Genomic DNA, 21,508 nt, shown 5'->3' with positions numbered 1-21,508 from the left:
CAGGGTGGCACCAATCCAAGCCACTGCAGAAGGAGCACTACATGATTCGCACACCTCTCATCGCCGCCAGCATCGCTGCCGCAGCATTCGGACTGGCTGCCGGTGCAGCGCAGGCAGGCCCCAACATCAGCGTGCAGATCGGCTCACCCTATCCAGCCGTGATGCCTGTGCAGTACAGCGCGCCGCCTCCTCCGCGCTATGAACGCGTGCCCGCCCCGCGCCGCGGCATGATCTGGTCGCAAGGCCACTGGGAGTGGCGCGGTCACCGCCATGTGTGGGTGCCCGGCACGTGGATGCGCGTGCGCCCCGGTCACAGCTACCACCAGCCCGCCTGGGAGCAGCGCGGCAATCAGTGGCAATACAACCGCGGTGGCTGGGACCGCGATGGTGATGGCGTGCCGAATCGCCACGACCGACGCCCCGACAATCCGTATCGCAACTGAAGAAACAACAACCGCGCCGCTGAACTACGCTGTGCCCGTGCTGCCGAAAAAGACAGTCAGCACGCCAGCGTAGCCATAGCGCCGATGCCCGGCGATTTCTCCGCTCGCGAAAAAACCCACGAGCGGCACATCGCCCAGCGCGCGACGAACGATCTGCAGCTCGGCGCTGCTGCCGCCGAAGAACTGCCCGCCGCGATCCGAACAACTTACATAAACGGCCCCCAGCATACGCTTGGACATGGTGGTGCGCTCGTACGCTGCGATGTGCTCCACGCTGGTGCTGCCATGCACCGTGAGCACGTCTTCGGCTGGCTCCAACTCTTCTCGAATTTCTGCACAAATACGCATCAGATCCGAACGCGCCGTACTCTGATGGCGCTGACAGAAGGCCATCAGTGAGCCCACCTCCACGGACTCCTCGAGCGCCACACCCCGGCGCGTGGCATCCAGCCCCACGATATGCCGCACACGGGTTTGCGATCCGAAATGTCCGGTGCTGTGCGGCTGACGTGAGCCTGCATCGAGCAGCCCGGCCATGGTCGCGTTTACAGCGTCAATGGCGGGTTGCGTGTCGCCTTCGAGCGAAACGCCCAGTGTTTCGAGCAACACGTCCAACGCGGGCACGCCATCAAGCTCCAGCACCAGATTGTCCTGAACCGCCGTCACCACGCCCCAAGGCGCGATCGGTCGACAGCCCTGCGTCAGGCGCGAGATCCACGGCACCTCGGGTCCGAATGCCACGCCCGACAGCCCTCCTTGAAGTACGGCAGAATCATCGCCATCCTCTCGCGTGTGTTCGCGCAGCAGATCGAGCGCGAACTGAACCCTCGGTCCACGGCTTGCGGCCACGCCGCCGAACACAAACCCAACGCTGGTGCGCTGCGCCATCTCTTCGAGCACCTCGTTCAGATCAGGCGTGAATTCATCTGCATGAACCAGCGCGGTCTGCACGACAAAGCCACCTTGGCCTGCGCGCGGCATCGGTGCCACGCCAGAGAAGATGCGCCACTGCTCGGGCGCGATATCGCACAGCATGACCGACATCGCGGGCTCATCGAAATACTCCGCGTTGTTGGCCGCCACCCCCATGCCGACCGTACCGCTCCACGCCTTCACATCCGGAAGCTGCTGCGACATGAATTCAAGCAGTTGCCGCGCATCGTCGGCGTAGTGATCGGTGATGTACAGAAGCGCGAGCGACGGAGCACGCGCATATCCAGGCAAGGCCATTTGCGCGCGCAGTTGCGCAAGCACCAGCACAGCCGCCATCCGCCATTGCGGATGGGTGGCATGACCGGATGGGAACAGCTTGGCCGTCATCAATTCACCTTCACAGCAAACCTCTGACGCGATCGCCCATCGCTCATTTCTGTGTCTTGGACTGGGGCTTCTTGGCGGCTGCGGAAGCCGTTGTCTTCTTTGCCGCCGTCGTGGTCTTGGCTGCAGCCTTCTTCGCAGCCGCAGGTGCGGACGCCGCCTTGTTCGCCGCAGCCACGGCCGAACGCGCCATGGCCTGTGCGCCCTTCATGCTGTCAGCCGCGAACTGGTTTGCCATGTCGGAAGCCTTCTTGAAAGCTTCCTGCGCAGTGGCTGCACCGCCGACACCTGACATGGCAGGCGCATTCGCCGCATGCTGCGTCACATCGCGCATTGCGCTGGAGGCAATCTGCTGAAACTGGTTGGTCAGCGAAGTCCACCATTGCACTGGATCGACCATACCGGAAGCGCCCGGCATGAACGCCGCACCAGCTCCTGTGGAGGCTGTTTCAGCCTTGTCAGGCGCCTCGCCATGAGACGCATCTGTCGACCTTTGCGCTGGCTCTTCTGCCTCAGGTTCAGGAGTCTTCGAAGCCTTGGCCGCACTCGCCGTAGCGCTCTTCGCTGCACCCGCCATTTGCGCGCCGAAGGCACCGGCGATATCTCCCATCGCCACGTTCATGTTTTCGAGCGTGGCCAACGTCATCTTCTGCACTTCAAGCGCCTGAACCGTGGCCGACAACGCACGCGAATTCTGCTCCAGCCAGAACTGCACGGACTTCAATTCGCCGATGCGCTTGTCCAGCTCTTCCACGCTCACCGTCGGGGCGACCCAGTTGGCGAGGCCCGGCATCGATGACACGCCGGTTGCAGCGCCCTTGGCGAGGTTCTGCAAAAAATCGAAGCCTGGCACAAAGCGCCCGAAACCAAATGGTGTGTTGTCAGTGTCGCTCATGATGTGTTGTCTCCATGCAGGTGGCGTGAACAAGATTGAGGAAAGATAGTCGCGCAACTCACAGCTTAACGTCAACAGCAGTTCACCTGAAAACGGGGTGGATCACGTGGCTCTTTCGCCGCAAAACGGCTACAGAATGCAGTTTTCAAGTGGTTTTGAACCCGCACACTGCGCACGCCTTGGAAATCTCGCCCTAGAATGCCGACACCAGCACTGCTGGCGGTATTTCGAATCAACATACATACAAACCAACTTCATCATGGCAACTGCAAAGAAAGTGAGCGCGCCCGCCAAGAAGGCCGCTCCAGCAACGACAGCAAAAACCAAGGCTGCACCCGCAGCGAAGAAGGCTGCTCCTGCAGCCAAGAAGGCACCAGTGGCTACGAAGGCAGCTGTTGCAAAGAAGGCCCCCGTCGCCAAGAAGGCTGCTGCAGCTCCCGCTGCTCCTGCAGCCCTGAAGCCGATCAAGGACGTGTTCAACAAGTCCTCGCTGATCACTCACCTGGTGGAAGCCAGCGCTGTCGAAGCCAAGGCCGTCAAGGCCGTGCTCGTGGCACTGGAAAACGCCATCGTGGCATCGGTGCACAAGAAGGGCTCCGGCGAATTCACACTGCCAGGTCTGCTGAAGATCGGCGTGCTGCAAGTTCCAGCCAAGAAGAAGCGCTTCGGCAAGGACCCCTTCACAGGTGAAGAGCGCTGGTTCGACGCCAAGCCCGCCACCGTGAAGATCAAGACCCGCGCCCTGAAGAAGCTCAAGGACGCTGCGGCCTGATGACTGCAAGATGATCCTCCGATCATCGCGGTTCACGCAAAGAAAAACCGGCACATGTGCCGGTTTTTTTGTGTCTGCCGATGCTTTGGAATTCAGCCCTGAGGCGTCTCCGTCAGATACAGCTGGGCCAGTCGTGCGCGCTCCTTGGCGCCAATGCCCAACCGCTTTTCCATGTATTGCTCGAGCCCGCCGTAGTCGGCATCCACCGATTGCAGAGCGGCCTCCAGGAAGTCTTCCTGTACACGCCAGAGCACGTTGAGCACTTCCTCAGGCGCTCCATTGTTGATGCTTGCGGGCCGACGGTAGTGCGCGTTGGTCAGCAGATAGTCCTCCATCACCACCGACTGCGGCACACCAAGCGTCAGCAAGATCAGCGCCGCAGCAAAACCAGTGCGGTCTTTTCCGGCCGTACAGTGAAACACCAACGGCGCATCATCCTCCAGCAAATGCTCGAACAACTCTGCGTACTGCTGCGCATTGTTGGCGACAAAAGCGCGGTAGGTGTCCTGCATCAGCCCCACTGCGATGTGTGCCGTCATCTGCTTGCCGGCCAGCGCCATCTCCTTGGCGCGCTGCACCACGGTCGGCTCGATCGACAGCGCGTGATAGCGCACGTTCGGAATCGCATAGGCCTGCGCCGCACGCTCCGCGTCGCCTCGGAAGTCCAGCGCACGCGACACGCCCATGTCGGCCAGTGTGCGCGTGTCCTGCGCGGTCAGAGCCGCCAGGTGATCCGAGCGGAAAATGCGTCGCCAGCGCACTTGCCGCCCTTCATGTCCGCGATATCCACCGATGTCACGGAAGTTGGAAGCCCCAGCGAGATTGAGCGTTCGTGTGAATTGATGATCCATCTCCACACTGTATTGGAAAAGCCTGCGTTTGGTATGACACCGAAGGATCCTGTGCACAAATCAGTTGGACACATGCTTGCAAAGGATCCGGACTTCAGCGCGCAAGCAATGGCACCGCCTCATCGCGCTCCGAGCATCGATAGACCGCCAAGCTCTTGGGCACCTCGGGACCGAGAAACACGCCCACGCCCCGCAGCCCCGTGCGTCCGCAGCTCACGCGCGGATTGAAATCCAGCACCTGGGCAATCAGCCAGAGTGCGCCAGCAGATCGTCCAGCACGAACATAAGAAGAACGATCCCGCGACACCGGTCCCCACAATGACCAAACTCCTCACACAGAGGGAGTGCGTCTCTTGCCTGCCTCAGCAGGTGCAGGCTCTGTCCTGTTTGTGCTCTCGTCACGGGAATCGCTGTTCATCGCAAGTCGTCAATCAGAAAACGAAAGGTGCATGGATGACGTGAACATCGTCATTTTCATTCGCTGTTTTCGACTGGCCGCGCTCGGTTCCTGAATGCAAAAAGGCAGCCACATGGGCTGCCTTTTGCTGAAATTTCATTGGATCTCGAACTCGGCGCGATCCTTGTCGGCAATCCACTTCGGTGGCTTGCCACGACCACTCCATGTGGCACCGCTGACGGGGTCACGGTACTTGGCGGGAGCCTTCACACCAGCGGGCTTCCAAGGAAAAACTTGCTGGGCGGTAAAGCCAAACTCGGAAATCAACGCAAGTACGGTAGCGAGCGCCGCCTTGGATTCGGACTTCTTGGCTTCGGCGATTTGCTGATCCAGTGCCTGCTTCTGAGCCAGGAGTTCTTTGTATGTAGTCATCGATAAATAACGGGTTGAGCAATCAAACAGCATATCGCAATCTGCAAGATCGGCACACGCGCAGTGCATCCTCACTCACCGAAGCGACGGCAAATTCGGCTCGGATTTTATATGGTGACTGACAAGGCTCCCACTCCATCCGCGCATGCCGTACGAACAAAATTGCCCGTCAAGGCACATCTCGCGCTTGAACACCCGTCAATTCAATTCGTTAACTGAGGTTGGCTTTATCCAATCCATAGGCTGCATCGAGCGAGCCGGGCTCCGTCCTGAACGCCACACCGGCACGATTCCAAGCATTGATGGCCATGATGACGAAAGTGAGGTCCGCCATCTCCTTGTCGTTCAGATGCGCACGCACCCGCTCGAATACCTCATCCGGCACCCCATGCTCAGGAATCCTGGTGAGGATCTCGGTCCACTCGAGCGCAGCACGCTCGCGCCCGGAGAACAGCGGCGACTCGCGCCAGATGACCAGATGATGCAGTCGAAGCGGCCGCTCGCCGTGGATCGCGGCCTGCTTGATATGCATATCCACGCACAGGCCGCAGCCATTGATCTGCGAGGCGCGGATCTCTACGAGATGGCGAACGGTCGCATCGATCGACGAATTGCCCGCTGCCATGCTGAAGGCGCTCAGCTTCTTGAAGAGTTCGGGGGACTGCTCGGAATAGTTCAAACGCTGGGTCATGGGAGGCTCTCTTTCGGCAAAAGTGGTTGAGTTACACCCACTAGACGTTCGAGCGGCCAGTCTTGTGACAGCGCACCTCTACTTATTTGCAAAAAATCTACCGCGATGCGCGCCAGCTTGTCCGGATTCCTCTGCACATGGATATGGACAATCCGCTCGCCATCGGTTTCATAGGCATGCACCGATTCGAGCTGTCCATCGATGAAGCGCAACGTCCCCCACTGACCATTGATGACGGCGAGCTCGATACGCAGGGCTTCCTGGTAGCGGCGATGGGCGGAAAAGTACAGCTGCGCGATCCGCTGACTGCCCGAGAGCGGCTTCGGAAAGCTCGTCACCTTCCCGCCGCCATCGCTCACCAACTCCGCATCCTCTGCGAGAAGGAACTTGAGCGCAGCAAAATCACCGCTGCTCATCGCATCCGAAAACCGGCGCAACACCTTGAATTGCGCGTCTGCGCTTACCTTGTACCTTGGCGCGCCCTCCTCGCGCAAACGTACCCTGGAGCGACTGACCAATTGCCTGGAAGACGCCTCGCTCGTTCCCAGAATGCTGGCGATGTCGATGTATTCCGCATCGAACACCTCGCGCATGAGAAATGCAGCACGCGCATCGGGCGATAAGCGCTCGAGCACAGTCAAAAATGCAACCGAGAGATCATTCGCACGTTCAAGCTCCTGCTCAGGCGAAGGCGGCGAATCCGCGAGCAGCGGCTCGGGCAACCAGAACCCCACGTAACTCTCGCGCCGAACCTTGGCGGATCGCAGATGATCGATGCTGGCCCGCGTGGTGGTCGTGACCAACCACGCCTCGGCATTGGCGATGCCAGACCGGTGTGCATCGTGCCAGCGCAGCCAGACATCCTGAACCACATCCTCAGCCTCAGCTACCGAACCCAGCATGCGGTAGGCAATGCCTTGGAGGCGCTTTCTCAGTCCCTCGAAGATTGTTGTGGATTCGTCTTCCATCGCCTCATCCTTGAAACAGGAAAAGAGATTCTAGGCACTGAACAGACAAGCAGCGCTGACAAGAGGAAAACCAGAAAGACAAAAGCCCGTTCAATTGCTTGAACGGGCTTTTGAGAATCAAGTGGTGGCCTGGCGCGGAATCGAACCACGGACACGCGGATTTTCAATCCGCTGCTCTACCAACTGAGCTACCGGGCCACTCGGGGAAGACTTGAATTATATACAGATTTTTTGGCTCTTTTTGCAAATTACCGAAAAATTTCTGTTTTTGAATTCTTCGTCATCCTCGTTTGTTACGGCCCAAGTCTACACCGAGTTGACGCAGCTTTCGGTAAAGATGGGTGCGCTCCAGCCCTGTTTTTTCCGCGACGCGGGTCATCGAGCCACCTTCGCGGGCCAGATGAAACTCGAAGTACGCTTTTTCGAATCCGTCACGCGCTTCGCGCAAAGGGCGATCGAGATCAAAGCCCTGATGCGACATGGGGCCTTGGTCTACTTCCGCAACCATGGCGACAGCGGTAGCCAAGGCTCCAACACCGCCATTGAGTGCCTGGACGCCGTTGCCGTTGCCCGCCGCCTTGGATGCAGCGGACCCATTTTGGCCCGCAGTACCAGCTGCCTGAGCCTGCGAATTGTTGCCGTTGCCACTACTGCGCGCCAACCCTTGCTCCACTGCCTTGAGCAGTTTCTGCATGGTGATGGGCTTTTCAAGAAACGAAAAGGCGCCGATGCGCGTGGCTTCAACAGCCGTGTCGATGGTGGCGTGACCACTCATCATGATGACCGGCATGTTCAGCATGCCGGAGGTTGCCCATTCCTTGAGCAGAGACACCCCATCGGTATCTGGCATCCAGATGTCGAGCAGCACCAGATCGTAGACATTGTCCAGACGTGCATTGCGAGCCTGGGTGGCGTTCTCTGCGAGGTCCACGCTGTGACCCTCGTCGTTCAGGATTTCAGACAACAGATCCCGGATCCCCAGTTCGTCGTCAACCACCAGAATGTTTGCCATGTGTTTTGATACACCCTTATTGCACGATATGCGCGTGTTGTTAAAGTGCTGAAGCGATGTCCGAAGGGAATGATAGCGACACTTGTGCCCCTTTCACCACATCGTTTTCCACACGATTGACCAAATCGACACGCGCGCCGTGTTCATCTGCTATTTTTTTAACCACCGCGAGCCCCAATCCCGTGCCGCGCGGCTTAGTCGTAACGTAAGGCTCAAACGCCCGCTGCAGTATATGCGCGGGAAAGCCCGGCCCCGAGTCTGACACAGTCAGGCGCACGCGATTGGATGTGTCACTCAAAACAGTGCTGATTCGGACCGCACCCGCTGGCTCTGTGCTTTGCTCCGCCGCCTGTTGCGTAGCATCCTGGGCATTTTGTAAAAGATTATGTATAACCTGCCGAAGTTGCTGCGCGTCCCCGTTGATGTGGGGATTTCGCGGATCCAGATCCGCTTCGACGGTCACCGCAGCGTTCTCCGCCCCGTAGAGATGCAGCACATCATTGACAAGCGTGTTGAGGTCCAGTGAATGCAGTTCTGCGGCCGGCAGACGCGCGTAGTCGCGGAATTCGTTGACCAAGCGTTTCATCGCATCGACCTGCTCAACGATGGTCTTGACCGATTTGTTGAGCACCGCCTGCTCGGCGGGGGCGACCTTGCCGTCCAGTTTTATCGCAAGGCGTTCGGCGGACAACTGAATGGGCGTGAGCGGATTCTTGATCTCGTGCGCCAGCCGCCGGGCCACCTCGCCCCAGGCCTGCGCACGCTGTGCAGAAACGATTTCAGAAATGTCGTCGAACACCAGCAATCGCGCGCCCTCCGGCAACTCTGCGCCACGCGCGACCAAACTGGTGCCTTGCGTGCCAACCCCCGAAGGCGGGGCATCCAATTCAAATGGATGCTGCCAATGGTCGAGCCCATGGTGGGTACGCTCGCGGTGGAATTCATCGAAATGCCCCTGTACGGCGGACGCGAATTCGGCGAGACCGGGCACGTCGGCCAGCGGCTTGCCTTCAAACGCGGCCATGGGCGCGCGCAGGATCCGCGTGGCACCGGGGTTGGACGAGAGAATCGTGCCCGCCGCATCCAGCACGATGACGCCAGCGGTGAGGTTGTCCTGAATGGTCTGCAGATTGGCGCGGGCGGCGTCGACTTCGCCCATGCTGCGCTCCACTGCGGCGCGGGCATCGGCGAGTTGTTGCGTCATCGTTGCAAAGGAGCGAGTGAGGCCGCCAAGTTCGTCATTGCTCTGGATCACCGCCTTCGGGCTCAGGTTGCCCGCCGCCACCTCACGCACACCATCCGCCAGCAACAGCAGTGGTCGCACCAGTTGATTGCCGAGCAGCACCGCCAGCAGCACCGCACCGAACACCGCGAGAAAAAGACTCAGCGTGAGCGTGCCTATATACATGCGCCTGAGGCCGCCGCGGGCTAGCGCACGCTCCTGATATTCGCGATTGGCCTCCTGAACCGCAATGGCGTTGGCCACGAGTGCGGGCGGCAGGGACACGGTGGCCTGCAAAAAGCGCGGCTCGAGAAGCAAGCTCAGCGTGGGACTGCTGACCAACACCAGCGCCTTCACCCGCGCGTTGTCTTCGGCCTTGGCCGTGGTGATGTCGTCCAGCCCCTCGATCTGGAACGTTATGCGGTCCTGCCGAGCGGTGCGCAGTTGCTGTGGCGTGGGTCGGTCCGGGTTGAGCGAGAACCGAGACTGTCCAGCGCTCGCCACAGGCTGGCCGGAGGCGTTCCAGAGCACGATGTCTGACGCGCCGAGCTGGTCCTTGATGCGGTCGAGCACCAGCCCCGCAGCCGCATCGGGCACCTGAGCAAGCTGCGTGCTTGATTCGCGGGTCTTGGAGGCGATGTCCGCACCCATGGTGTCGAGCGTCACACGCGCGAGACTCACCCCCGAGGACAGCGCCCCTTCGACACGCACATCGAACCAGCTTTCGATGGAACGCGAGACGAACTGGTAGGACACCACATAGATCAGCAGCCCCGGAATCACGCCTACAACGCCGAAAATACCGGCGAGTTTCATCAGCAGACGGCTGCCAAAGCGTCCGCGCTTGAGCCGCATCGCCAGTCGCAGCGCGCCCCATGCCAGCACCGCGAGAAGCAGCACAGCGACGAGCACGTTCACGCCCATCAGCCAGGCGAAATTGCGCTCGTAGAGGTCACGATTGTTGGTGGCCTGCGTGAGCAGGAACAGCAGTACGAGCGCAATCGCGCACATCAGCGCGGCACCTACTCCGAGCGCCCAGCGCACGGTGCGGCCACGACGTTCCTGCTTGCGAGCAGCCTCCGAGATCTGTGCTGGCTGCTGCGGTGCGTTCACTTTGCTATCTCCACGGTGCTGCTGGTGAGCCGCACACTTCGCGAGAGGATGAGGCTCCAGCCAGATCGGCCAACCGTGCTGAGCTGCAGTGGCCTCGGGAGCTGCGACATGTCGAGCCGGAACTGAAAGTGCAATGTCTGCGTTCCGTTGTCATCGAGGACATCGCCCTCCGCCACATTCCAGCGCGCGATGCGTTGCATGATCGCCAGCGCGTCGCTCAGCTCGTCGAAATTCTGCCCCAGCGATACGCCGAGGCCACTGTCGGCGAACGGTGTCGAGGACTGGCTCAGTCTCCAGCGGCGCGTGAGCGGCTGATAGCTCAGGCGCATGTGGCGCGTGGCCTGCGCGACCACTTTGTCCGACCAGTACCAGCGTTCACGCACAATCTGCGACTCCGCCACAAAGTACATGGCGATGCCTTTGTAGAGCGCGTCCTCAACCTGATCAGGCAGCTCGAAACGCATGGTGGTCGAGAGCAGCAGACCATCGGCTGCTTGATGAAGTTTGAAATCGGTGATCTCGCTGCGGATGGGGGACTGCTCGGCAAAACTCAGCACCGGAGCCAATCCACAGACCAGCGCGGCCACCAAAAGCGCCGAGCGCAGCCACCACGCAATCATCCTGCCGCGTGCATTCAACTCACGCAGCCAGCTTTTGCAGAAGTGCGTAGTAAAAGCCGTCATGATCACCTATCGCATTCTCGCGGAGCTTGTCATCTCCCGCAGAATGACCGGGCATTAAATGTCCCGGCGCGGTGAGTAAATGTGCATCAGTGTTGCGCGAGAGAAACGCTTTGATCTGGTTCTGCCCTTCCACAAGGAAGATCGAGCAGGTGCAATACAGCAGCCTGCCACCCGGCTTGAGCAAGGGCCACAGAGCATCAAGCAGCCGCTCCTGCAATTTGGCGAGTTGCGGCAGATCGCTCTCGCGGCGCAGCCAACGCACATCGGGATGGCGGCGCACGATGCCCGCAGCGCTGCAGGGTGCATCAAGCAGGATGGCATCGAACTGCGCCCGACCGTTGGCCTTGGGCCACCAGTCGTCCACGTTGCCAGCATCGGTCACCAACACCTGGGCCTTGAGCTTCAATCGCTCGAGCGTCTCACCAATGCGGCGCGCACGTTCGCCGTCCATCTCTAGCGCTGTCACCTGCCACTGCTGCTGCGCACCCGCGAGTTCGAGGATATGGGCTGTCTTGCCGCCCGGCGCGGCGCAGGCGTCGAGGATCTGCAGCGGTTTGGTCTGATCCAGCCCCTCGGTAAGCAACGGGGCAGCCAGTTGCGCCGCCGCGTCCTGAACCGACACCGAGCCCCCTACAAAGCCCGGGAGTTGCGACACAGGCGCGGCCTGGGCGAGTTCAATGCCGCCTGCACCCACGCGTGCGCCGGGCATTCCTGCGGCCCCGAGCCATTGCAGGTATTCGTCAGCGGTGCTGCGCAGCGCATTCACCCTCAGCGTCATCGGTGCATGCGCATTGTTGGCCGCAAGGATCCGCTGCCAGTGCTCCGGATAGTCCTTTTGCACGGCGCGAATCCACCATAGCGGATGATTCCATTGTGCGACCGGGTCCTTGTCGGTCGCGGCAACCAGCGCATCGCGCTCACGCAGAAAGCGGCGCAGACAGGCGTTCACGAAGCCCGCCTGTCCACGCGTCGTTGCATTGCGCTTGGCCGCCTCGACGGCCTGACTCACCAGCGTGAAGGGTGGATAGGGCGCTACGTCATCTTGCCACGCCAAAGCGAGCGCGGTGCACAACAGGTTGTCCACGCGCGGCGGCGGATTGCGCGTGGCAAGCTCCTTGCGCAGCGCCTGCGCCCGACCCAATTGACGCAACGCCTGAAACAGCAGGGCCTGCACGCCGGGGCGCAGACTGCGCTCCACTTGCTCGAGAACGGCCGTCGCCGACTGCCCGCCACGCACTGCCTGCAGGCACTGCGCCGCCGCGTCGAGCTGCTTCCACAGGGCCGGGCCCTGCTGCTCCCCCCCGCCGCTGGGCACATTGAAGTGGGAGGATATTGTCTTTTTGGACTGAATCGCCATAAGCCGGAAATACCATTCAGGGCAGCGTGGTGCCGATCAAAGCATCAGTGCCTGCTTGAAGCCGAAAACCCCCGCCAGCATGCTCGCTGGAAACTGGGCAACGGCCTGGTTGTAGTGATCCACCGCTGCATTGAATTGAGCGGTGGCGAGATCGATCTGCGTGCGCTGATGTGCGCTGCGTTCAACGAGTGAGTTGAGCGCCATCATGGTGGAGTGGACAGAATCAGTGTCGCCCGCCTCCTGCAGCGGCTGCGCCTGCGATGCATCCACCAACGTCTGCCATGCAGCATCAAGCACCTTGCCTGCGGCGACGAGCGCTGCGCCAGCATGTGCATCCAGCGGACGTGATCGCATCACGGCAAGCGACGCTGCATATTGTGTTCCAGAGGCTCGCAAGGCTTCATGCATCTGCGCATCCTGAGGCACACGGGGTCCAGTGACTGCGGCGTCATACTCGCCGAGCAGCGCGGTGCGTCTGAGCAACTCCACATCCAGTGCACCGAAGGCCTGAATCGCCGCCGAGCGCAAACGCATCAATCGGTTGTATGCCCCCACGGCCCAAAACACCAGCACGGCAAAAACGATGAGCCAGCCTGTCAGGAACATGGGTTGCGGTCCATTGTGTTGAGACGATGAGTCGTGCAGCGCATGCCCGCAATGTAGAACACTTTCGGGTTGCGAAGTGCTCACAAAAAGAAAAACTCCCGCACTATCCGTGCAATGCACGGCAGGGCGGGAGTCCCGATCAACCCGGAAGGTTGATCTCGGCGTGGGCTACGGAGCTATCAGTCCGCAGTGCCAGCGCTTTGGTCCTGAGCAGCAGGCTCCACGGCGTCATCCGCATCACCAGCGGTTGCAAATTCAGCAGCTTCTGCATCTGCAATCGCGCGGCGCTCGGCTTCATCCATGGTGTCCTTGGCCTTGCGAGCCTGGTGATAAGCCAGACCGGTACCAGCGGGGATCAAACGACCCACGATGACGTTTTCCTTCAGGCCTCGCAGCTCGTCGCGCTTGCCCATGATGGCAGCTTCGGTGAGCACGCGGGTGGTTTCCTGGAAGGAAGCAGCCGAGATGAACGAGTCGGTCGACAGCGATGCCTTCGTGATACCCAACAGGATGTTGGAGTATGTAGCTGGAATCTTGCCCTCCTTCTGCAGCGCTTCGTTCTTGTTGAGGATTTCCGAACGCTCGACTTGTTCACCCGCAATGTAGGTGGACTCGCCGGTGTTCTCGACCACAACGCGACGCAGCATCTGGCGAACGATCACTTCAATGTGCTTGTCATTGATCTTCACGCCCTGCAAGCGGTACACGTCCTGAACTTCATCGACGATGTAGCGTGCCAGCTCTTCGATACCCAGGAGACGCAGGATGTCCTGCGGATCTGCGGGTCCGTCGACAACCAGTTCGCCCTTGTTGACGACCTGACCTTCGTGCACCAGAACGTTCTTTTCCTTCGGAACCAGTTCGTCCCAGACCTTGCCCTCTGGGTCAGTGATCTGCAGGCGAACCTTGCCTTTGGTTTCCTTGCCGAACGAGATCGTGCCGGTCATTTCGGCCAGCATGCCCTTGTCCTTTGGCGAACGCGCTTCGAACAGCTCGGCCACACGTGGCAGACCACCGGTAATGTCGCGGGTCTTCTGACCTTCGACCGGGATACGGGCCAGCACTTCGCCTGGGCCCACGTCCTGATCGTCGCGCACCTGAATCAGAGCGCCGACCTGGAAGCCGATCGTCACCGAGTGATCAGTGCCTGGGATCTTCACTTCCTGGCCGTTCGCGTCGATCAACTTGACCTGGGGACGCACCACCTTGGCAGAGCCACGACGCTTGGGATCGATCACCACCAGTGTGGACAGACCGGTCACTTCGTCGACCTGCTTCGCAACGGTGAGGCCTTCCTCGACGTTTTCGAACTTCACGCGACCAGCGTACTCGGTGATGATCGGGCGAGTCAGTGGATCCCAGTTGGCGAGAATCGCGCCAGCCTTGATCTGCTGATCAGCCTTGATCGCCAGAATGGCGCCGTACGGCACCTTGTGACGTTCACGCTCACGGCCGTTGTCGCTGATGACGATTTCGCCGGAACGGGAAATCACCACCAGTTCACCCTTGGTGTTGGTGACATAGCGCATCGTGCTGTTGAAGCTGATCGAACCGTTCGACTTGGCCTCCACGCTCGAAGCAATCGCTGCACGCGAAGCCGCACCACCAATGTGGAACGTACGCATGGTCAGCTGGGTACCCGGTTCACCGATGGACTGGGCAGCGATCACACCCACGGCTTCGCCGAAGTTGATCATGCCGCCGCGGCCCAAGTCGCGACCGTAGCACTTGGCGCACAGGCCGTAGCGGGTTTCGCAGGTCAGGGCTGTACGCACCTTCACTTCGTCCACGCCCTGGGCTTCGATCTCTTCGATCGTGTCTTCGTCCAGCAGTGTGCCAGCCGGAACCAGCACCACGCGGGTTTCGGGGTGGATGATGTCTTCGGCAGCCACGCGGCCGAGGATACGGTCACGCAGCGACTCGATGGTTTCACCACCTTCGACGATGGCGCGCATCACCGAACCGTTGTGCGTTCCGCAATCGATCTCGTTGACCACCAGATCCTGCGTCACGTCCACCAGACGACGTGTCAGGTAACCCGAGTTCGCCGTCTTCAACGCCGTATCCGCCAGGCCCTTACGAGCACCGTGGGTGGAGATGAAGTACTGCAACACGTTCAGGCCTTCGCGGAAGTTCGCGGTGATAGGCGTCTCGATGATGGAGCCGTCAGGCTTTGCCATCAGACCACGCATACCTGCGAGCTGACGAATCTGAGCTGCGGAACCGCGGGCGCCGGAGTCGGCCATCATGTAAATCGAATTGAACGATTCCTGATCGACTTCGTTGCCGTGACGGTCAATGGTCTTTTGCTTGGACAGCTGTTGCATCATGACCTTGGAGATTTCGTCCCCGGCCTTGCCCCAGATATCCACGACCTTGTTGTAGCGCTCGCCAGCCGTCACCAGACCGGAGACGTACTGCTGCTCGATCTCTTTGACTTCCTTTTCGGCACGGCCAATGATTTCGGGCTTTTGCGGTGGCACCAGCATGTCGTCCACGCAGATGGAAATACCAGCACGCGTAGCCAGACGGAAACCGTTTTGCAGCAGCTTGTCTGCGAAAACGACCGTTTCCTTCAGACCGCACTTGCGGAAGCTCACGTTGATGAGCTTGGAGATTTCCTTCTTCTTGAGCGCCTTGTTCATGTTCGAGAACGGCAGGCCCTTGGGAAGAATTTCGGACAGCAGAGCACGGCCGACGGTGGTTTCCACGAGCTTGGTCTCGGGCTCGAATTCCCCCGTGGCCTTGTTCTTGGTCCACTCCGTCAGGCGCACGTTGATGCGCGCTGCGAGCTCGGCTTCACCTGCGTCCAACGCGCGTTGCACTTCACCGATGTCGGAGAACACCAAGCCTTCACCCTTGCCGTTGATCTTGTCACGGGTGGCGTGATAAAGACCCAGCACCACGTCCTGAGAAGGAACGATGGAAGGTTCGCCCGAGGCCGGGAACAGCACGTTGTTCGACGCCAGCATCAGTGTGCGGGCTTCGAGCTGTGCTTCCACCGACAGCGGAACGTGAACGGCCATCTGGTCACCGTCGAAGTCGGCGTTGAAGGCCGCGCAAACGAGTGGGTGCAGTTGGATCGCCTTGCCTTCAATCAGGATCGGCTCGAACGCCTGAATGCCCAAACGGTGCAGCGTAGGCGCACGGTTCAGCATGATCGGGTGTTCCTTGATGACCTCTTCCAGGATGTCCCACACGACGGGCGTGCCGGCTTCCACTTCCTTCTTGGCCGCCTTGATGGTCGTGGCGATGCCCATCGCTTCGAGGCGCGAGAAGATGAATGGCTTGAACAGTTCCAGAGCCATGAGCTTTGGCAGGCCGCACTGGTGCAGCTTGAGGTACGGGCCCACGGTAATGACCGAACGACCCGAGTAGTCGACGCGCTTGCCCAGCAAGTTCTGGCGGAAACGACCGCTCTTACCCTTGATCATGTCGGCCAGCGACTTGAGGGCACGCTTGTTCGCACCCGTCATCGCCTTGCCGCGACGGCCGTTGTCCAGCAGCGAGTCAACCGCTTCCTGCAGCATGCGCTTTTCGTTGCGCGCGATGATTTCAGGAGCCTTCAACTCCAGCAGGCGACGCAGACGCGAGTTGCGGTTGATGACGCGGCGATACAGATCGTTCAGATCGGAGGTCGCGAAACGGCCACCATCCAGCGGCACCAGCGGACGCAGGTCCGGAGGCAGCACGGGCAGCACTTCGAGCACCATCCACTCGGGCTTGATGCCGGACTTCTTGAACGCTTCCAGAACCTTCAGGCGCTTGGCATTCTTCTTGACCTTGACTTCGGAGCCGGTCAGATCACCACGCAGACGCTCGATTTCCATATCGATGTCGATGCCTTCGAGCAGATCCTTGATGCCCTCAGCGCCCATCTTGGCGATGAATTCATCACCGTATTCCTTGCGCTTGGCGTCATAGTCGTCCTCGGACATGATGCCGAACTTCTTCAGCGGAGTCATGCCTGGGTCGGTGACCACATATGCTTCGAAATACAGCACGCGTTCGATGTCGCGCAGCGTCATGTCGAGCACCAGGCCCAGACGCGACGGCAGCGACTTCAGGAACCAGATGTGCGCGCAAGGAGCGGCCAGGTCGATGTGACCCATGCGTTCGCGGCGAACCTTGGTCTGCGTGACTTCAACGCCGCACTTCTCGCAGATCACACCGCGGTGCTTCAGGCGCTTGTACTTGCCGCAAAGGCATTCGTAGTCCTTGATGGGACCGAAGATCTTTGCGCAGAACAGACCGTCACGCTCTGGCTTGAACGTGCGGTAGTTGATCGTCTCAGGTTTCTTCACCTCGCCGAAAGACCACGAGCGGATCTTTTCGGGCGAAGCCATGCCGATTTTGATGGCATCGAAATGCTCATCGGGCGTGAATTGCTTGAACAGGTCGAGTAACGATTTCATGGACTCTTTCCCTTTTCAAATTAAGAACGTTCCAGTTCGATGTCCAGGCCCAAGGAACGGATTTCCTTGACCAGCACATTGAACGATTCCGGCATGCCGGCTTCAATCGAGTGTTCACCCTTGACGATGTTCTCGTACACCTTGGTACGACCCACCACGTCATCGGACTTCACTGTCAGCATTTCCTGCAGCACGTAAGCGGCGCCGTAAGCTTCCAGCGCCCACACTTCCATTTCACCGAAACGCTGGCCACCGAACTGGGCCTTACCGCCGAGAGGCTGTTGCGTCACGAGCGAGTACGGACCAGTGGAGCGGGCGTGCATCTTGTCGTCGACCAAGTGGTGCAGCTTCAGATAGTGCATGTAGCCGATGGTGGTCGGACGCTCGAAGCGCTCGCCGGTGCGACCATCAAACAGGTAAGCCTGTGTGCGTGTGTCGGTCAGGCCCTTGGCCTTCGCGATGTCGTCCGGATAGGCCAGCTTCAGCATGTCCTTGATCTCGGCTTCGGAAGCACCGTCGAACACGGGCGACGCGTAAGGCACGCCGGTGCGCAGGTTGCCCGCCATCTTCATGATGTCTTCGTCGCTCAGCTGCGACAGGTCTTCCTGGCGGCCGCGCGAGTTGTAGATCTGTTCCATGAGTTCACGCATTTCTTCGGCACGCGCGTGGTCACGCAGCATGTTGTCGATGCGCTGGCCCAGACCCTTGCCGGCCCAGCCCAGGTGAACTTCCAGAACCTGACCGATGTTCATGCGCGATGGCACGCCCAGCGGGTTCAGCACGATGTCGGCGGTGGTGCCGTCTGCCAGGTAAGGCATGTCTTCAACAGGAGTGATCTTGGAGACCACACCCTTGTTGCCGTGACGACCAGCCATCTTGTCACCGGGTTGCAGACGACGCTTGACGGCCAGGTAGACCTTGACCATTTTGAGCACGCCAGCGGGTAACTCGTCGCCTTGCGTGAGCTTCTTGCGCTTTTCTTCGAACGCGAGGTCGAAGCTGTGACGTGTCTGCTCCAGCGAGTTCTTGATCGACTCGAGTTGCGCGGCGACGTTGTCTTCCGCAGGACGAATGTCGAACCAATGGAACTTGTCCACACCGTCCAGATACGCCTTGTCGATCTTCGTGCCCTTGGCCAGCTTTTGTGGGCCGCCGTTGGCGATGTGACCGATCAGCAGCTTCTCGATACGGTCGAACGCGTCGGCTTCCACGATGCGCAGTTGGTCGTTCAGGTCGAGACGGTAGCGCTTGAGTTCATCGTCGATGATCTGCTGGGCGCGCTTGTCGCGCTGGATGCCTTCGCGGGTAAACACCTGCACGTCGATCACGGTGCCCGAAGAGCCCTGATCCACACGCAGCGAGGTGTCCTTCACGTCCGATGCCTTCTCGCCGAAAATCGCGCGCAGCAGCTTCTCTTCAGGAGTCAGAGTCGTCTCACCCTTGGGCGTGACCTTGCCGACCAGCGTGTCGCCGGGCTGCACTTCCGCACCCACGTAGATGATGCCGGATTCGTCGAGGCGGTTCAGTTGCTGTTCCGACAGGTTCGGAATGTCGCGCGTGATTTCCTCAGGGCCCAGCTTGGTATCGCGAGCCATCACCACGAGTTCTTCGATGTGGATCGAGGTGTAGCGGTCTTCAGCCACCACTCGCTCGGAGATCAGGATCGAATCTTCGAAGTTGTAGCCGTTCCATGGCATGAAGGCGATCAGCATGTTCTGACCGATGGCGATTTCGCCCAGGTCGGTCGATGCGCCGTCGGCCACCACGTCACCCTTGGCCAACTTGTCACCCTTGGCCACGATGGGACGCTGGTGAATGTTGGTGTTCTGGTTGGAACGCTGGTACTTGATGAGGTTGTAGATGTCCACGCCGACTTCGCCAGCGACGGCTTCTTCGTCGTTCACACGCACCACGATACGGGTCGCGTCAACATAGTCGACGATACCGCCACGGGTTGCCGTCACCACGGTGCCAGAGTCGACAGCCGCCACGCGCTCGATGCCCGTGCCGACCATTGGCTTTTCAGGACGCAGAACAGGCACGGCCTGACGCGACATGTTGGCACCCATCAACGCGCGGTTCGCGTCATCGTGCTCGAGGAACGGAACCAGCGATGCAGCCACGGAAACGATCTGCGCAGGCGACACATCCATGTACTGAACGCGCTCTGCGGACACGAGTGTGGAATCACCCTTTTCACGGGCCGACACCAGGTCACCCGTCAGGCGGCCTTCTTCGTCCAGTGTGGCATTCGCCTGAGCGATGATGTACTTGCCTTCTTCGATGGCCGACAGGTAGTCGATGTCCATAGTGACCTTGCTGTCCACCACGCGGCGATACGGCGTTTCAATGAAACCGTATTCGTTCAGGCGGGCATACAGAGCCAGCGAGTTGATCAGACCAATGTTTGGACCTTCAGGCGTTTCGATTGGGCAGACGCGGCCGTAGTGGGTGACGTGCACGTCACGCACTTCGAAGCCTGCGCGTTCACGCGTCAAACCGCCCGGACCAAGAGCCGAAACACGGCGCTTGTGGGTGATTTCGGCCAGAGGATTGGTCTGGTCCATGAACTGCGACAGCTGCGATGCACCAAAGAATTCCTTCAGAGCAGCAGAGATCGGCTTGGAGTTGATCAGGTCGTGTGGCATCAGCGGCTCTTGCTCCGCTTGGCCCAGACGTTCCTTCACAGCCTTTTCGATACGCGCCAGACCGGTGCGGTACTGGTTTTCAGCCAGCTCGCCCACGCAACGCACGCGGCGATTGCCCAAGTGGTCGATATCGTCGACCTCGCCCTTACCGTTGCGCAGATCCACCAGGATCTTCACCACGGACAGGATGTCGTCATTGTCCAGCACCATCGGACCGGTTGCGCCATCGCGACCGACCTTGGCGTTGAACTTCATGCGGCCCACGCGCGACAGATCGTACGTGTCCGGATTGTAGAACAGACGCTGGAACAGGGCCTGCACAGCATCTTCCGTTGGCGGCTCGCCAGGACGCATCATGCGGTAGATGGCCACGCGCGCAGCGAACTCATCAATGGTTTCGTCGATGCGCAAGGTCTGCGAGATGTACGCGCCTTGATCGAGTTCGTTCGTGTAGATGCACTGGATGTCGTGCACGCCAGCCGAACGCAGTTTCTTGAGCAGCGCTTCGGTCAGCTCGTCGTTGGCCTTGGCAATGATTTCGCCTGTGTCGCCATCAACAATGTTGCGTGCCACCACGCGGCCAATGAGGAAGTCCTCGGGCACGCTCACGTGCGTCGTGTTGGACTGCTCCAGCTCGCGGGTGTGACGCGCGGTGATGCGCTTGTCCTTGGCGACGACGACCTTGCCCGACTTGTCGGTGATGTCAAAACGTGCCACTTCGCCCTTCAGACGTTCGGGCACAAATTCCATTTGCGCGCCGCTGTCCATCAAGCGGAAGTTATCGTTCACGAAGAAGTTCGCGAGGATGGATTCCGGATTCAGACCAATGGCCTTCAGCAGAATCGTCACGGGCATCTTGCGGCGACGGTCGACGCGGAAGTACAGCATGTCCTTCGGATCGAATTCGAAGTCGAGCCATGAACCGCGGTAAGGAATGATGCGAGCCGAAAACAACAGCTTGCCCGAGCTGTGAGTCTTGCCCTTGTCGTGTTCGAAGAACACGCCAGGCGAGCGGTGCAGCTGAGACACGATCACGCGCTCGGTACCGTTGATGATGAACGAGCCCTTGTCCGTCATCAGGGGCACTTCGCCCATGTAGACTTCCTGCTCCTTCACTTCCTTCACTACTTTGGAGGAAGATGTCGAGGATTCGCGGTCATAAATGATGAGCTGCACCTTGGCGCGCACGGCCGAAGCGAAGGTCAGACCACGCGTCTGGCACTCGCGCACGTCGAAAGCGGGTTTGGCGAGGTTGTACTCGACAAACTTCATTTCAACGAAGCCGTTGTGCGACACGATCGGGAATGCAGCATTGAATGCGGCCTGCAAGCCGTCATCGCTGCGTTTTTGAGGGGCTGTTCCGGATTGCAGGAATGCGGTGTACGCATCGCGCTGCATCTGCAACAGATAAGGCACTTTGAGCACACTGTCACGGCTGCCGAAGCTCTTGCGAATCCGCTTGCGCTCGGTGTAGCTGTACGTGGAAGTTTGGGCCATGAGATCTCCAGGCAAAGACATGAAACTGGTCTTCGACGACTGCCCTACAAGACACACTTGTAGGCTTGGCGGTTGGCCACTACCAACCATGGCGGACGGCGATGCATTGCACATCGCCCGAACCAAGGCACCTTCTGCTGTCGGATGAATCAGAAGGCACTAGAAAACGGTTCACAATGAGACAACCGC

General features: G+C 59.9%; 17 protein-coding genes and 1 tRNA gene. 2 read left to right on the top strand and 16 right to left on the bottom strand.

The genetic code is table 11. The annotated features are described in order from the left end of the window. Positions 1-41 precede the first annotated feature (41 nt). Positions 42-443 (top strand): YXWGXW repeat-containing protein, encoded by a 402-nt coding sequence (locus G7047_RS27040; RefSeq protein ID WP_166311389.1) that lies wholly within the window; start codon positions 42-44, stop codon positions 441-443. A 24-nt stretch (positions 444-467) separates the two neighbouring features. Here G7047_RS27040 and G7047_RS27035 read toward each other — a convergent pair whose 3' ends face one another. Continuing rightward, a complete protein-coding gene (locus tag G7047_RS27035; RefSeq protein ID WP_166311388.1) occupies positions 468-1,763 on the bottom strand; it encodes an FIST N-terminal domain-containing protein in 1,296 nt (431 codons plus the stop codon). A gap of 43 nt (positions 1,764-1,806) precedes the next feature. Continuing rightward, positions 1,807-2,655, bottom strand: coding sequence for a PhaM family polyhydroxyalkanoate granule multifunctional regulatory protein (locus G7047_RS27030; RefSeq protein ID WP_166311387.1), 849 nt, complete (start codon positions 2,653-2,655; stop codon positions 1,807-1,809). Positions 2,656-2,914: 259 nt separating this feature from the next. On the opposite strand from G7047_RS27030, the gene G7047_RS27025 reads away from it, so the two are divergent. Beyond that, entirely contained in the window at positions 2,915-3,427 is a 513-nt protein-coding gene (locus tag G7047_RS27025; protein ID WP_166311386.1) for an HU family DNA-binding protein, read from the top strand. A 92-nt stretch (positions 3,428-3,519) separates the two neighbouring features. Here the strand turns inward: G7047_RS27025 and G7047_RS27020 are convergent, their stop codons facing one another. The 14 genes from G7047_RS27020 to rpoB all read right to left on the bottom strand — a co-directional run bounded on the left by G7047_RS27020 (position 3,520) and on the right by rpoB (position 21,319). Then, on the bottom strand, positions 3,520-4,278 hold the full coding sequence (locus tag G7047_RS27020) for a tyrosine-protein phosphatase (protein ID WP_166311385.1): 759 nt from the start codon (positions 4,276-4,278) through the stop codon (positions 3,520-3,522). 94 nt (positions 4,279-4,372) lie between these two features. After that, positions 4,373-4,597 carry a hypothetical protein gene (locus tag G7047_RS27015; RefSeq protein WP_166311384.1) on the bottom strand — a complete coding sequence of 75 codons (225 nt, stop codon included), beginning with the start codon at positions 4,595-4,597 and terminating at the stop codon, positions 4,373-4,375. Positions 4,598-4,709: 112 nt separating this feature from the next. Next, entirely contained in the window at positions 4,710-4,835 is a 126-nt protein-coding gene (locus G7047_RS31360) for a hypothetical protein (protein WP_256376798.1), read from the bottom strand. Next, entirely contained in the window at positions 4,832-5,107 is a 276-nt protein-coding gene (locus tag G7047_RS27010) for an H-NS family nucleoid-associated regulatory protein (RefSeq protein ID WP_166311383.1), read from the bottom strand. Before G7047_RS27010 ends, G7047_RS31360 begins: the two co-directional genes overlap by 4 nt. A 211-nt stretch (positions 5,108-5,318) precedes the next feature. Then, positions 5,319-5,798 carry a carboxymuconolactone decarboxylase family protein gene (locus G7047_RS27005; protein WP_166311382.1) on the bottom strand — a complete coding sequence of 160 codons (480 nt, stop codon included), beginning with the start codon at positions 5,796-5,798 and terminating at the stop codon, positions 5,319-5,321. Beyond that, complete coding sequence (locus G7047_RS27000) at positions 5,795-6,766, bottom strand: RNA polymerase sigma-70 factor (RefSeq protein WP_166311381.1); 972 nt, start codon at positions 6,764-6,766, stop codon at positions 5,795-5,797. Before G7047_RS27000 ends, G7047_RS27005 begins: the two co-directional genes overlap by 4 nt. A gap of 122 nt (positions 6,767-6,888) precedes the next feature. Beyond that, positions 6,889-6,964 (bottom strand) — tRNA-Phe (locus G7047_RS26995). 82 nt (positions 6,965-7,046) lie between these two features. Beyond that, entirely contained in the window at positions 7,047-7,778 is a 732-nt protein-coding gene (locus G7047_RS26990) for a response regulator (protein WP_166311380.1), read from the bottom strand. Positions 7,779-7,818: 40 nt separating this feature from the next. After that, positions 7,819-10,086, bottom strand: coding sequence for an ATP-binding protein (locus tag G7047_RS26985; RefSeq protein ID WP_371813906.1), 2,268 nt, complete (start codon positions 10,084-10,086; stop codon positions 7,819-7,821). A gap of 23 nt (positions 10,087-10,109) precedes the next feature. Continuing rightward, the gene (locus G7047_RS26980; RefSeq protein WP_240939284.1) at positions 10,110-10,796 is read right to left on the bottom strand and encodes a DUF4390 domain-containing protein; all 687 of its coding nucleotides are present in this window, start codon (positions 10,794-10,796) and stop codon (positions 10,110-10,112) included. Then, entirely contained in the window at positions 10,753-12,153 is a 1,401-nt protein-coding gene (rsmB, locus tag G7047_RS26975; protein ID WP_166311378.1) for a 16S rRNA (cytosine(967)-C(5))-methyltransferase RsmB, read from the bottom strand. The genes G7047_RS26980 and rsmB overlap by 44 nt, the downstream gene beginning before the upstream one ends. Before the next feature lie 36 nt (positions 12,154-12,189). Beyond that, positions 12,190-12,759, bottom strand: coding sequence for a LemA family protein (locus G7047_RS26970; RefSeq protein WP_166311377.1), 570 nt, complete (start codon positions 12,757-12,759; stop codon positions 12,190-12,192). A 179-nt stretch (positions 12,760-12,938) separates the two neighbouring features. After that, complete coding sequence (rpoC, locus tag G7047_RS26965) at positions 12,939-17,174, bottom strand: DNA-directed RNA polymerase subunit beta' (protein WP_166311376.1); 4,236 nt, start codon at positions 17,172-17,174, stop codon at positions 12,939-12,941. Between the two features lie 20 nt (positions 17,175-17,194). Continuing rightward, entirely contained in the window at positions 17,195-21,319 is a 4,125-nt protein-coding gene (gene rpoB, locus G7047_RS26960) for a DNA-directed RNA polymerase subunit beta (protein WP_166311375.1), read from the bottom strand. Positions 21,320-21,508 lie beyond the last annotated feature (189 nt).

The sequence above is a fragment of the Diaphorobacter sp. HDW4A genome (assembly GCF_011305995.1).
Taxonomy (GTDB): Bacteria; Pseudomonadota; Gammaproteobacteria; order Burkholderiales; family Burkholderiaceae_C; genus Diaphorobacter_A.
This window is presented reverse-complemented; position numbering and strand designations above follow the sequence as displayed.

What these genes read in the sequence shown, in the direction of transcription:
- G7047_RS27005 (WP_166311382.1), bottom strand. Translation starts at nt 5,798, where the DNA reads ATGACCCAGCGTTTGAACTATTCCGAGCAGTCCCCCGAACTCTTCAAG.
- G7047_RS27040 (WP_166311389.1), top strand. Translation starts at nt 42, where the DNA reads ATGATTCGCACACCTCTCATCGCCGCCAGCATCGCTGCCGCAGCATTC.
- G7047_RS27035 (WP_166311388.1), bottom strand. Translation starts at nt 1,763, where the DNA reads ATGACGGCCAAGCTGTTCCCATCCGGTCATGCCACCCATCCGCAATGG.
- G7047_RS26970 (WP_166311377.1), bottom strand. Translation starts at nt 12,759, where the DNA reads ATGTTCCTGACAGGCTGGCTCATCGTTTTTGCCGTGCTGGTGTTTTGG.
- G7047_RS27025 (WP_166311386.1), top strand. Translation starts at nt 2,915, where the DNA reads ATGGCAACTGCAAAGAAAGTGAGCGCGCCCGCCAAGAAGGCCGCTCCA.
- G7047_RS27020 (WP_166311385.1), bottom strand. Translation starts at nt 4,278, where the DNA reads ATGGATCATCAATTCACACGAACGCTCAATCTCGCTGGGGCTTCCAAC.
- G7047_RS27000 (WP_166311381.1), bottom strand. Translation starts at nt 6,766, where the DNA reads ATGGAAGACGAATCCACAACAATCTTCGAGGGACTGAGAAAGCGCCTC.
- G7047_RS31360 (WP_256376798.1), bottom strand. Translation starts at nt 4,835, where the DNA reads ATGAAATTTCAGCAAAAGGCAGCCCATGTGGCTGCCTTTTTGCATTCA.
- G7047_RS26980 (WP_240939284.1), bottom strand. Translation starts at nt 10,796, where the DNA reads ATGACGGCTTTTACTACGCACTTCTGCAAAAGCTGGCTGCGTGAGTTG.
- rsmB (WP_166311378.1), bottom strand. Translation starts at nt 12,153, where the DNA reads ATGGCGATTCAGTCCAAAAAGACAATATCCTCCCACTTCAATGTGCCC.
- rpoB (WP_166311375.1), bottom strand. Translation starts at nt 21,319, where the DNA reads ATGGCCCAAACTTCCACGTACAGCTACACCGAGCGCAAGCGGATTCGC.
- G7047_RS27010 (WP_166311383.1), bottom strand. Translation starts at nt 5,107, where the DNA reads ATGACTACATACAAAGAACTCCTGGCTCAGAAGCAGGCACTGGATCAG.
- G7047_RS26990 (WP_166311380.1), bottom strand. Translation starts at nt 7,778, where the DNA reads ATGGCAAACATTCTGGTGGTTGACGACGAACTGGGGATCCGGGATCTG.
- G7047_RS27030 (WP_166311387.1), bottom strand. Translation starts at nt 2,655, where the DNA reads ATGAGCGACACTGACAACACACCATTTGGTTTCGGGCGCTTTGTGCCA.
- rpoC (WP_166311376.1), bottom strand. Translation starts at nt 17,174, where the DNA reads ATGAAATCGTTACTCGACCTGTTCAAGCAATTCACGCCCGATGAGCAT.